The following is an 11,336-nucleotide window of genomic DNA, read 5'->3' as shown; positions in this document are numbered from 1 at the left end:
CCTGCCGCGTTAAACGACAGGGGCGGAAACCCGGCCGTCCACCGCACTTCAGTGGTGAATCGCTACGACCGGGCCCGTGCGCGTCCGGCGCTCGGGCCGGCCGGCAGGCCGCGCCGGGTTCAGCTGTGGTCGAGCGCCACCAGCTGCACCGACGAGACGTTCCGCTGCTCGACCTCCTTGAGGGAGGCCACCGCGGTGTCCAGCGACTGGGCCGCGGCGTTCGTGCCGGACCCGCCGATCAGGGCGTCGAGCTCACCCTGGAGTTCGGCGCACACCGCGACCAGGTCGGCCTGCTCCCCGCCGTCCACCGCGGCCGGCTCGGCCGCCTCGACGGGCTTGTCGTCGGCATTGCTCATGTCGTCACTCTCCTTGTTCCTCCCGGGAGTTCCGGACGGGACCCCTCGGTTGTCCGTGCGTCAGTGAACCGTGACGCTCCACAGCTCCCGGTTGTTGGTCCGTGCCTCGTCGTCGACGACGTACTCTCCGACGATCTTGAGGCGGCCGTGGGCGAAGCGGTGGTTGTCGAGCAGGAGCAGATCGCCGCGCTCCAGCGGGAAGCAGGCGAAGAACTGTTCGTCCGCACTGGCGTCCAGGAGGTAGTCAAGTGACGTCCGGTACGCCTCGAAGTCCGGAATCCGGTCCTTGATGCCCACGATCTTGTCCCGCAGGTCCTGCTTCAGCCGGACGCCGACGTCGTACGGGCCGCGGACGTCCGCCAGCGGGTAGAGCAGCGGAAGGCTGCTGAGCTCCTCGCGGACGTTGTTGGCCTCGAAGGTGATCGGCGTGGCGGACAACCGGTCGAAGTGCTCCTGGAACACCTCTCCGTCGCGCTCGGCCAGCCGGACGAAGAGATCGTGCCAGCTGACCACCACGGACTCGCCGCGCTCTCCGGCCGGCACCTCCCGCCATCCCGGCTCGACCATCAGCATCGCGAAGTGCGAGGGGCGAGGGGAACGCCAGGAGCGCGCCGAGTGGGGTCGCAGACCGCCCGCGACGTAGTGCACCGACTGGGCACCCTCGGCCTTCTTCTTGTACTTGACCCGGTTGATCTGCGGGTGCGGGTCCGTCTTCGCCAGCGCACTGAGCGAGGAGTAGTTCATCAGCGGCTCGCCGAACTCCCCGAGGAAGGCGAGGTAGAGGTCGGGGTCGAGTGCGAAGTCGCGGATCAGGCAGATCCGGTTCTTCTCCATGCCCTCGCGCGCCGCGGCCGCGATCTGCTCGACCGACTTGCCCGCGCCGGACACGCTCTCGTCCTGGATGACGTGGGCCAGTGCGTTCTCCGTGTACATCGTGTCGCCTCCTTGGCGATGGTCCTGCGGGAGGAGGTACGGGCCCCGGGCCCGCCCGTCCGGAAGGCCGGACGGCACTCAGGCGGCGGTCGCCACCGAGTCGGCGGCCCGCCGCTGGAAATCCCTGGCCTCGGCGACACGGCCCGAACGGGCCAGCAGCGAGGCGTGCGTGAGCAGGGTCAGCCGGTCTGCGCCGCGGCTCTCGGCCTCGGGGCCGAGGAGGGCGAGCGCGTCGTCCGTACGGCCCTGCCCGGCCAGGAAGTTGGCGAACTCGACGCGCAGCTCGTGCTGGGCCGCGTTGGCCGCGAGGCTCTGCCGGTAGAGGACCTCCGCCAGCGCCGGATCGGCCAGCCGCCCGGCCGTCAGCCAGGCCAGCTTGCCCAGCGTGTACGGGTGGTTGGGGCGGACGGCCAGCGCGCGCAGCATCAGCTCACGGGCCCGGGCGGCGTCGTCCTCGTGCTTCGCCACGTGGAGCGCGTAGTTGCACAGGGTCCGCGGGTGCACCGGGTCCAGCCGCAGCGCCTCGCGGTAACGGCCGCCCGCGTAGTCGGGATCCAGCTTCTTGTGCTCGGCGTACAGCGCGAAGTTGCTGTTCACCCGCGCGTACCGGGTCTCCGCGGCGACCGGCCGGCCGGCCTCCCGCTTCTTGTCGTCCGGCACCCAGTGGATCTTCTCGGTCCAGAGGGTGAGCAGCCGCAGGTCGTTCGCGTCCTGCGGGTAGCGGTCCTGCATCTCGGCCAGCCCGATCGGGTCCGGCCGGCCCGCGAGATAGCCGAAGCGCCCCATGGTCTGCCACTCCGAGAGAGTGATCAGCTCCTTGAGCTCCTCCGGGTAGTCGGGGCGGATCTTCGTCGCGTTGATCCGGCTGCCCTCCGCGAGCACGTCCGCGTCGAACTCCTCGCCGGCCAGCTCCAGGAAGCGTGCGAAGTCGTCCGCAAGGTTCTCCTGCCGCCCGACGAAGTCGACCTCCTCGCCCGGAGCGCCCACGTACGAGGTGTAGATGTTGCCCAGCGCTCCGGGCAACGTCGTCACCGCGCGGCGCACGAACGTCTCGAAGTCGTCGCTCTCGCAGTGTTCGTCCAGCGGGTACTGCGGGCGCCAGCCCTTCTCCATCCGGTAGGACCAGTAGGAGCGGTACCACTCCAGCGGATCGCGCACGAAGGCGCCGACGAAGCCGTACGCGGAGCGGTCGAAGGCGGCGAGCAGGTCGTGCTCGCGCATCGCCGGATCGCCGACCTCCTCGAAGGCGATGCCCAGTTCCCTGATCTTCTTCCGGATCCAGGTGCTGCCCGTCTTCGGGGTCAGCAGCAGCAGCGCGTTACTGCGCGTCAGATGAAGTGCCATGATCCGCTCCAGATGTCGGCGCCGGGGCCGCCTTCCGGCGGACGGCGCGGGGTGAGTCGAACAGCTTCACGGTGGTGTCACCCGGAACGGCCGTACGGTCCCGTCCCGGCTCCGCGGCCCCCGTCCCGCCCAGCCACTCGTCCAGGTACCGGGCGATCAGGGAGTCCAGTGCGTTCCGGTTGCCGGTGCTCACCACCTCGTGCCCCTCGTCGGGGAAGAGGGCGAGCGTGGCGTCCCGGCCGGCCTGTGCCAGGCCCATGAACATCCGGGTCGCCATCTCGGCGGGCACCCGGCTGTCCTGGGCGCCGTGCACCAGCAGGACGGGGCAGCAAAACCCCTCGGGCCGGTTCACCGGCGAGACCTCCGTCAGCGCCCGAAGCTGCTCCGGTACGTCCGGGTCGCCCACCCGGCGCCGCAGCATCGGCGCCGCGGCCTGCCAGAAGGCGGGGGGCGCCGCCAGGAACCGCACGAGATCCGTCAGGGGTGAGGTCGCCACCACGCAGCGCAGCGCCCTGCGGGTGGTCGCGGCCATCTGCAGGACGGCATAGCCGCCGTAGCTCCCTCCCAGCAGGGCGATCCGGTCCGGATCGGCGAGGCCCTCGGCCACCGCCCAGTCCAGGGTGTCCTCCAGGTCGTCCTGCATGGCCGCGCCCCACTGCCGGTCCGCGGCGTTGATCCAGGCGCTGCCGAACCCGGTGGAGCCGCGGAAGTTGGGCTCGATCACGGTCCAGCCCTGCTCGGCCAGCCAGACCCGCCGCTCGGCGTACTCCCAGCGGCTTCGCCGCCAGGGCCCTCCGTGCACCAGCAGGACCGCCGGGCCGGGACCGCCCCGCAGCCGTTCCCGGTCCCCGCGGGTCACGTAGGTGACGGCGTGAGCGCCGTCCCGGAGCGGCACCCGGACCGGCCTGCACTCCACCGCCGCCGGCCCCTGGCCGGGCCGGGCCTCCGAGAGCGGCCAGGTGTCGTCGGTGGCGGTGTCGTGGACGAAGTACCGCGCGTCCCGCTCGGGGCCCTGAGCGGCGACCAGCAGGCGCTCGCCCCGGCGGTCCAGGACCACCGGTTCGGTGCCGAGCGCCTCGCGCAGCCGCTCGATCCGTGGCACCCACTCCTCGTCGAGCGGTTCGCAGACCCGCTGTTCCCGCTCGACGTGCACGAGGTCGGGTCTGCCGGTGTCCTCCGCGAACAGCACGGTGGAGAAGTCCCCGCCGCGCACCGCGCGCACGGTCCGCGGCACACCAGCCGGCTCTCCGAGCGCGCAGTCCACCTCGGCCAGCCGTACGCCGTCGGGGCCGTCGGGCAGCACCAGGTACACGCTGTCACCGTCGTCGGCGAACCGCAGGACCCGCACCACGAGCGCGTCCTCGTGCGGAACGCGCAGGAACAGCGCCCCGTCGCCACCGCCCGGCGCGGGGGCGTGGCGCAGCTCCCGCGAGCCGTCGGGCATGACGGTCTCGGTCAGCCTGAGCCGCAGATCGCGGTCGACGTACACCGCGGAGTGGTCCGAACCGGTCATCAGCACCGTGGTCGCCCCGGTGTGCAGCGAGACCCGGACGAAGTCGCGAAGACCCGGGCCGGCACCGTCGGTGGAGAGCACGACCTCTGCGGGCCGCCGCTCGGAGAGCCCGGCGATCCGCGCCCGCACGGCCGAGGGGCCGCCGAGCGGCGTCCACTCGGCCGTCTCGACCCGGACCTGGTGGAGGGACCAGTTCTCCGTACCGTCCGGGTCCGCCACCACCAGACCGACGCCCGGCAGATGCGTCCAGGTGAAGGCCCTGCACCGGGCGGCACCGACACCCGAGCGGCCCGCCTCCCGCCGCTCCGCCAGGTCGTACAGCACGAGGCGCGGCGCCGAGGAACCGCTGGAGAGCCAGCCGGCGAACCGGCCGTCGACGCTGAGCGACGGCGGCCCGTTCACCTCCCCCGTCCCGCTCACCGGTCGGCCGCGACCCGGTGACCCGCGGCCGCGTGGACCCGGGCGACGCACTCCACCACCGCGGCGAGCTCGTCCTCCCGCGGTACGGAGATCCGCACCCCGAGCGGCCACTGGGCCGGATAGTCCTTGAGGTCGTGGAGCAGCCGGGTGCGGTAGCCGGCGGCCAGCAGCTCATCGACGATCGCCACCGCGTACGGGCTCTCCAGGCAGAGGTAGTTGGCGTCCGAAGGCCACACCCGCAGCCCGTCGATCCTCTCCAGGCCCGCCGCCAGCAGCCCCCGGCACTCCCGGGCGCGGCTGACGCTCTCGCGCACGGCCTCGGGCCGGGCCAGCAGCCGCAGCGCAGTGCGCTGTGCCACCCCGGAGACGCTGTTGGGCATCAGCCAGAACCGGAAGTCCTCCCGGGCGAAGGCCTGGGAGACCGCGAATCCGATCCGCAGGTTGGCCAGGCCCCAGGCCTTGGAGAAGGTGCGCATCACCACGAGGTTCGGGTGGCTCTCCACCAGCCGCAGGGCCGAGTCCGGGGCGAAGTCCGCGTACACCTCGTCCAGGATCACGAGACCACGGGCACGTTCCAGGAGAGCGCCGATGTCACTGATGTCGAACTGGTAGCCGAGCGGGTTGCGCGGCGAACAGAGCACGATGACCGCGTCCGGCCGGTCCAGAAAAGGTTCGAGCGCGGGAAGCAGTTCGGAGGGCTCGCGCACCGGAACACTCCGGTAATTCCAGCCCTGCTGGCGGGAGACGGTGGCGGTGAGATGGAAGTTCGGGGTGACGTCCACCACGAGGCCCTGATAGGCGCTGCGCAGCACGGTGTCGATGAGCTGAGTGGCTCCCGCCCCGACCCGCACGAACTTCTCCGGGAGGTCGAAGTGGGCCGCGACGGCCGCGGCCACACTTTCGCCCCAGACCTCGTCCTTGTTGGTGATGTCGATGGATTCGGTGGCCGAGATCATCTCGGCCGTCTGTTCACGCGGGTCCAGGAATTGGTTGCCCGTCCAGGTCAGATTTAGCGTCATGGAAATGCCCCGCCGAGATAGAAGTGGCTCCGGGTGGTCGATGTTCAGAGCAGGAAGCGCCGCTTCTTCCCGCCCAGGGGGGTGATGCGCGCGCACCGCTCCACATCCGTCTCCTCCCCGGGGAGGAGACCGGCCACGGCACCGCGCAGTGCGGTCTCCAGGTCGGCCGGGGACGCGCAGGAGACTTCCGGGGCCCACCGCAGAAGCGTGCGTTCCCCCTCGCCGCGGACGAACTGGAAGTCCGCGAGCCCCGGAAGGAAGCCGACGGCCCGCGTCACCTCGTCCGCGGACAGCTCGGCGGTGCGGAAACGGACCGTCTCCGGCTCCCTGCCGTACAGCCGCAGGAGCCGCTGGCTCCCGTCCTCGGCCGTCTCCAGCTCGGCGAAGTCACCGGTGCGGTAGCGGGCGAAGACCGTACTCCGGTTGACCAGGTTGGTGAGGACGAGTTCGCCCCGGCCGGTGTCCGCCGGCCGGTCGCTCCCGTCGAGCACTTCGAGCCGTACGTTGTCGCCGAACACCCGGTGGACCGTCCCGTCCGGAGGGGTCGCGGCGATCAGGCCGCCCTCCGTGGAGGCGAGCGCGTCCACCACGGGAGCCCCGAAGTAGCCGGTGAGCCGCTCCCGGTCGTCCGCGTGCAGGGGCTCGCCGCTGACCAGCACCAACTCCGGTCGCCACGGCGCCCGCTCGATGCCCAGGCCCATCAGCGCCGCCCGCAGGTCGAGCAGATAGGTCGGTTTGCCGTAGAGCACGGGGGCCTGGAACTTCCCCAGCACCGCCGGCAGATCCCGCGCGTCGTCGGGGAGTTGCAGGCGCAGGTAGAGCGCGTCGTCCAGGGACGGCAGCGGGCGTACGAAACTGGGCCGCCCCGGCTTGTTGCTGACGAACAGCACGCCGGGCGCGCCCCGCCGGAACATGGCGCGGGGCAGCTGGGCGAGCTCCCGGATCTGCTCGAAGAAGTGGTAGTTGACGGCGTACCAGGCAGCGGAGTCGAGGGTGACCTCCAGCGGCCGTCCGGTGGTGCCGCTCGACGCGAGGCGGTACAGCGGGCCTTCGGGCTCCGCCCTGAAGAGTCCGCCGTCGTCCTGGAGTTCCGCACGCCCCACGAGCGGAAGTCCGGCCGTCGCGTCCAGTGTCCGGTAGTACGGGACGGCCTCACGCAGATGGGTCAGGAACTCTTCGTGCGCCAGGGACGGTACGGCGGCACGGGGCCTCTCCTCCCATGCCCGCCGGGCGCGGCGGACCGCGTCCAGAGAGTTCGCGATGGCTTCGTCCGAGTCAATCATCATGCGCTCCGCCCATGTACCGAGCCGACGGGAAAGGAATCCGGGCTCCATTGCGGTGCTCCGGCGACCGGATCGAGGCCACGGACCGAGCACACCCGGAGAAGATGAGGACACGGGCCTTTGGACTTGCGCGTCCGACGGATCTTTCGCGCCGAAAAGGCCTCTGCGGGCGTCCCGCAAATTCCGACACTTCTTCCGCCACAAAGAGCGTGACACCTCCACGTCGGCCTGTCAACGCTTGCAATAAACAAGGGATTTGACCGTCCGGGAGAACGCCGGAAGGGCCTTGCACGGCATCAATGACGCCATGCAAAGCCTCGGGGGAGATGATGGAATTCCTCGGGACCGGTTCAGCCCACGGCGAGTGCGACCAGTTCGTCGACGTCGTATTCGGCACGCGCGGGACTCCCGTGCCGCGTCAGCTTTCCCCGACTCGCCCATTTGCGGACGGTCGCCTCCGACACTCCGGCGGCCTGGGCGGCGAGCCGCGTCGGCAGCGTGCGCCCCGCCGTCGCCGAAACCCTCCCGCCGGCCGACAGCGACCGCCGCAGCGCCAGCAGATCCCCCGCCGGCCAGGTGTGTCCGGCGCGGCAGCGCACGTCTTCGGGCGGCGCTCCGTCCCGGCCGGGAGCCGACGCCTCCACGGCGCTCGCACAGCCGGCCCGGGGGCAGCGGCCCAGAGTGATCCGGCGCGTCACGGGCGGCTGGAGCACCCGTCTCGCGTCCGCGACGAGAGCTCCGATCTCCTCGGCGAGGTCTCCCGCGGCCGGGTGGCGGAGCAGCAGGTCCAGGTGCCGGAGCAGGAAGGCGGCGAGCGGAGCCACCGCACGGTCGGGGGCGGGACCCGTCCCGGGGCCGGCCACCGTGCCCGCCCAGGAGGCCAGCACACCGAGCATCGCCGCGCGTACGGCGCAGACCTCTTCGTCGAGCTCGATCCCGACGTTCCGGCTGCCACTGACGCGTTCGAAACGGCCGGACGCGGTCGGTCCGAGCGCGTACTCGATCTCACGGTGCAGGGCGGGCAGTTCCGCGAGGTTCCGGGCGATGCCGTCCGCGCACGCCCGGCACGGGCGTCCGGAGGGTGTGCGCGACGCCTCCCCGGAGGACCCGCCCCGCCCGTTTCCGCACTGCGGCAGATGACATCCGCCGTCGGCGCGCTCCATGCAATCTCCTCGCTGGTGAGGCCGGACGAGAGCCTGCCTCGTACGGACGGTGGCCCGGGCCGCCGGGTCCTTGACCGGTGTCCGGTGCGGCCGCGTCACAGGGACGGGAGGTCCTGTGCGACACAGCCGTTTCGACGTACCGGCCCAGTGGGACGGCGCGGCGGCCGTCGCGCGGATGTCAGGGACCGGGGACAGCCCTCAGTCCCAGCCCCAGCTGTAGGGCGCGGGCTGCTCCGACACCGATGCGGCGTGGACGTCACGCGGGGCGGTCTGCTCCGCCGCCGCGGTGCTCAGGAGCACGGCGGCCAGTGCGGCCACGGAGCTGGTGATCGAGATCAGAAGACGCGTAGGCATGGCGACCCTTCAGCAATTCAACAATTCCCCTGTGCGCGTCCCGGGGCCGAAGACTTCTCTTGGAATCGCGTTCCTCGTAAATTCATCCGCCGGACACACGGCAAACATGGCACACGACACGAGCGCGCTCCAGAGGCTGCTCTGGCAATAAGTTGCCCAGGCCACAAAGTGCCATTCAAGCCGGGTCGACGGCCGTGCGGACCATCCGCAGGGGTGCCACGCGGATCGTCGCGTCGCACATCCCCACCGACCACGGGTCACCAGAAATCGCCAGATCAGCCCACATGCGGGTACCGGATATCGCCCTTCGGACCGCGTCCAGCACGCCGGCTCCCGCGGCATTCACGGACTCCCCGGTCACGTAGAGCACGCCGCTATGTCCATTTTCATTCGTTCTAGGCGCGTAGATATGCTCAAGAACGCAATCATGAGCCGCAGCTAATTCTTTGACGACATCCTGGATGTCCAGTCGGCACAGGCCGGCCCCCAGAACATTCTGCCGGATGTGGATTGCGTACATGGGAGCATGCTGGCACCGCGGTGGCCCATGGATCCCGATGGGCGACGGCATCAAACGGCCATGGCACGAGACTGCCACGGACCCCGGGAGCTACATCCAGCCGGCGCGGGTCACCAACAGCCCCGCCTCGAACCGGCTGCGCGCGCCCAGCCGTCCCAGGATGTCCGCCATCATCCGCCGCACCGTGCGCAGCGAGACGCCGAGCTTGCGGGCCGCGACCTCATCCGTATGGCCCAGCTCCAGCAGCTTGAGCAGGACCAGCTCCTGCGCCGTGAGCCCGCCGGGCCCGCAAGGCTGCGCCCCGTCCAGGGGACTCGCCTGCTGCCAGGTCGCCTCGAAGAGGTGCACCAGCGCGGCCAGCACCCCGGGAGCCTTCACCACGACCGCCCCGGCCCGGCTGTTCTCCGGGTCGGTGGGCAGCAGGGCCACGGACCGGTCCACGACCAGCATCCGGACCGGCAGGGAGGGGATCGTCCGGATCTCGCCGCCGAGTCCGGCCAGCCAGCGGGCGTACTCGGTGGTGGCCCGGTCGTTACGGACGCTGTCCAGGTAGAGCGTCCGGATCCGGACCCCCCTGGAGAGGCTCTTCTCGTCCAGCGGCCTGCTGGCGTCCAGGGCTTCCTGGCTCTGCGCTCCGCCCGGCATGAAGCAGAGCAGCTCCTCCCGGGCGTGGTCGGCCATCTCGGTCAGCCGCGCCCGTACCGCGGTGATCTCTTCGAGCTGTTCGAGGCCCAGGTTGCCCCGGCTCCCCTGCTGGGCGGAGTAGACGGCCGCCAGTTCGGCGGCCTTGGTACGCGCCGCGGCCAGCTGGGCCTGCTGGCTCTGGATCTCGGTCTCACGCCGGTTCAGCAGAGCGGCCAGGCCGATCTCGGGGTTCAGCGCGACGGGGTTCACGGAGTACGTGGCCGGATAGAGCATGGAGAGCTCGGCCAACTCGTCGAGGCAGGAACGCACCTGGGACTCCGCCACTCCCAGATGCAGGGCTATCCCGGAGACCCCCCACCCGGGACGGCCGACCACGGTGCGGTAGACGTCCAGCAGCAGGTCGCTCAAGCCGAAGAGCGAGGACAGCGAGGACCATCCCGGCTCCCGCTCCGCCTCGTCGTGGACCTCGGAGACCTCCATCAGCGCATACCCTCCCCACGCCCCTGGGGCTCGCCCCGTCCCCGCGCAGATACTAGCCACCGGCCTGCCGTGTTTCGTCCATGCGGGCGTAAAAAGGGGAGGGCAGCGGTCCGTTGCCCTCCGTACCGGCCCGGGGAACTCCCCTCGGCCCCGGCGGACGCGTGACGGACCGCCGGAGCGCGCTCAGAAGCGCGCCGGCACCCCGTCCACCAGTTCCGCCGGGCCGGTCCCTGCGGCCAGGACGGCGAGCGACTCCTTCAGCTGCCCCCAGGTCGGGGGAAGCAGCAGCGCCTCGGCCTCCTGGGGAGTGCACATCCGCCACTCCGCCAGCTCCTCCCCGTCGAGCCTGATGCGCTCCAGGTCCTGCTCCCCCAGCGGGCCGCCGTCGAAGACATGGACCAGACGGGGCCGGTCGTGGGCACGGTGCACCCAGTCGATGCCGAGCAGGCGCCCGGGAACGCGACTCAGACCGATCTCCTCCCCGATCTCGCGGACAGCCGCCAGGCGGGGCGTCTCCGTGCCGGCCTCGACGGTGCCCCCGGGCAGACCCCAGTGCCACGCGTCGTGCCACGGCTGGAGCCGCACCAGCAGGACCCGGCCCCGGCCGTCGGTGAAGAGCACCCGGGCCTTGGCCACCGCCCCCGGGAGCGGTGGCCCCGGAACGGTCCGGGGCGGCGCCGACGGCACGGGCGGCACGACACCGATGCGGAGTTCGTGGCCCTCCGGGTCCCGTACGGACCGGAAGCCGTCCCGGTCGTCGACGGTCGCTCCCGGCAGCGGGTGGGCTCCCGGTCCACCGTCGGGGACACCGGCGGCCCCGACGTCCGCGGCCGTGAGATCGAAGTCGAGGCGGCCGGGACGTGCCCCGGACGCCCCGACCGGCCGGAAGACGAACCAGGGGGAACCCGGTGGGTCGAGGCGGAATTCTCCGTGGTCCCCGCCGACCGGTGTACCACCCAGCAGCGAGCCCCAGAAACGGGCCAGGGCCTCGGGGTCGTGGGCGTCGACGACTATCTGGCGCAGATGCATGGGGGGAGCGTAGGGGCTGTCCGTCCCCGGACCGCGGGCCCGCCGGCATCGTGCGGGCGGCCGGCCGTCCGGCACTACGACGGCCCCGGCCCTCACGGAAGAGGTGGCCGGGGCCGGAGCCGAGGCGGGGCCTCGGAGCGGGGGAGGCGGCATCGGGGGGACGAGCCGCCTCGAATACCTGACCGCCCTCGCCCGAATAGACGAAACCGTGGGCGAACTTCGCGTACTGACGGCCCTGCGCGCCCGAGATCAGGTCCGACTGCGGTGCGCCGAGGGG

Annotated in this window: 11 protein-coding genes; all 11 read right to left on the bottom strand. The window is 71.5% G+C overall.

From position 1 onward, the window contains the following. Positions 1 to 119 precede the first annotated feature (119 nt). Complete coding sequence (locus ACFWEP_RS24180) at positions 120 to 356, bottom strand: hypothetical protein (RefSeq protein ID WP_387372802.1); 237 nt, start codon at positions 354 to 356, stop codon at positions 120 to 122. Between the two features lie 60 nt (positions 357 to 416). Further along, the gene (locus ACFWEP_RS24175) at positions 417 to 1,289 is read right to left on the bottom strand and encodes a TauD/TfdA family dioxygenase (protein WP_387372800.1); all 873 of its coding nucleotides are present in this window, start codon (positions 1,287 to 1,289) and stop codon (positions 417 to 419) included. Between the two features lie 78 nt (positions 1,290 to 1,367). Next, a complete protein-coding gene (locus ACFWEP_RS24170; protein ID WP_387372798.1) occupies positions 1,368 to 2,633 on the bottom strand; it encodes a hypothetical protein in 1,266 nt (421 codons plus the stop codon). After that, complete coding sequence (locus ACFWEP_RS24165; protein WP_387372796.1) at positions 2,608 to 4,548, bottom strand: alpha/beta hydrolase family protein; 1,941 nt, start codon at positions 4,546 to 4,548, stop codon at positions 2,608 to 2,610. Before ACFWEP_RS24165 ends, ACFWEP_RS24170 begins: the two co-directional genes overlap by 26 nt. Positions 4,549 to 4,562: 14 nt before the next feature. Beyond that, on the bottom strand, positions 4,563 to 5,585 hold the full coding sequence (locus tag ACFWEP_RS24160; RefSeq protein ID WP_387372794.1) for a pyridoxal phosphate-dependent aminotransferase: 1,023 nt from the start codon (positions 5,583 to 5,585) through the stop codon (positions 4,563 to 4,565). Positions 5,586 to 5,629: 44 nt separating this feature from the next. After that, entirely contained in the window at positions 5,630 to 6,871 is a 1,242-nt protein-coding gene (locus ACFWEP_RS24155; RefSeq protein ID WP_387372793.1) for a hypothetical protein, read from the bottom strand. Between the two features lie 347 nt (positions 6,872 to 7,218). Next, complete coding sequence (locus ACFWEP_RS24150) at positions 7,219 to 8,031, bottom strand: hypothetical protein (protein WP_387372791.1); 813 nt, start codon at positions 8,029 to 8,031, stop codon at positions 7,219 to 7,221. 198 nt (positions 8,032 to 8,229) lie between these two features. Then, positions 8,230 to 8,385, bottom strand: a complete 156-nt coding sequence (locus ACFWEP_RS24145; RefSeq protein WP_387372789.1) for a hypothetical protein — start codon at positions 8,383 to 8,385, stop codon at positions 8,230 to 8,232. A 175-nt stretch (positions 8,386 to 8,560) separates the two neighbouring features. Further along, positions 8,561 to 8,905, bottom strand: a complete 345-nt coding sequence (locus ACFWEP_RS24140) for a hypothetical protein (protein ID WP_387372787.1) — start codon at positions 8,903 to 8,905, stop codon at positions 8,561 to 8,563. 90 nt (positions 8,906 to 8,995) lie between these two features. Beyond that, entirely contained in the window at positions 8,996 to 10,030 is a 1,035-nt protein-coding gene (locus tag ACFWEP_RS24135; protein ID WP_387372785.1) for a helix-turn-helix transcriptional regulator, read from the bottom strand. A gap of 183 nt (positions 10,031 to 10,213) precedes the next feature. Continuing rightward, positions 10,214 to 11,059 (bottom strand): NUDIX domain-containing protein, encoded by an 846-nt coding sequence (locus ACFWEP_RS24130; RefSeq protein ID WP_387372783.1) that lies wholly within the window; start codon positions 11,057 to 11,059, stop codon positions 10,214 to 10,216. Between the last annotated feature and the right edge of the window lie 277 nt (positions 11,060 to 11,336).

It is taken from the genome of Streptomyces sp. NPDC060198 (assembly GCF_042728415.1).
In the GTDB taxonomy this organism is placed as follows: domain Bacteria; phylum Actinomycetota; class Actinomycetes; order Streptomycetales; family Streptomycetaceae; genus Streptomyces.
The sequence above is the reverse complement of the archived record's forward strand: the minus strand, read 5'-3'. Positions and strand labels throughout refer to the sequence as shown.

Bases quoted from the DNA above. Each gene is read 5' to 3' on its own strand.
- ACFWEP_RS24180 (WP_387372802.1), bottom strand. From the start codon at position 356: ATGAGCAATGCCGACGACAAGCCCGTCGAGGCGGCCGAGCCGGCCGCG.
- ACFWEP_RS24175 (WP_387372800.1), bottom strand. From the start codon at position 1,289: ATGTACACGGAGAACGCACTGGCCCACGTCATCCAGGACGAGAGCGTG.
- ACFWEP_RS24170 (WP_387372798.1), bottom strand. From the start codon at position 2,633: ATGGCACTTCATCTGACGCGCAGTAACGCGCTGCTGCTGCTGACCCCG.
- ACFWEP_RS24160 (WP_387372794.1), bottom strand. From the start codon at position 5,585: ATGACGCTAAATCTGACCTGGACGGGCAACCAATTCCTGGACCCGCGT.
- ACFWEP_RS24155 (WP_387372793.1), bottom strand. From the start codon at position 6,871: ATGATGATTGACTCGGACGAAGCCATCGCGAACTCTCTGGACGCGGTC.
- ACFWEP_RS24150 (WP_387372791.1), bottom strand. From the start codon at position 8,031: ATGGAGCGCGCCGACGGCGGATGTCATCTGCCGCAGTGCGGAAACGGG.
- ACFWEP_RS24145 (WP_387372789.1), bottom strand. From the start codon at position 8,385: ATGCCTACGCGTCTTCTGATCTCGATCACCAGCTCCGTGGCCGCACTG.
- ACFWEP_RS24140 (WP_387372787.1), bottom strand. From the start codon at position 8,905: ATGTACGCAATCCACATCCGGCAGAATGTTCTGGGGGCCGGCCTGTGC.
- ACFWEP_RS24135 (WP_387372785.1), bottom strand. From the start codon at position 10,030: ATGGAGGTCTCCGAGGTCCACGACGAGGCGGAGCGGGAGCCGGGATGG.
- ACFWEP_RS24130 (WP_387372783.1), bottom strand. From the start codon at position 11,059: ATGCATCTGCGCCAGATAGTCGTCGACGCCCACGACCCCGAGGCCCTG.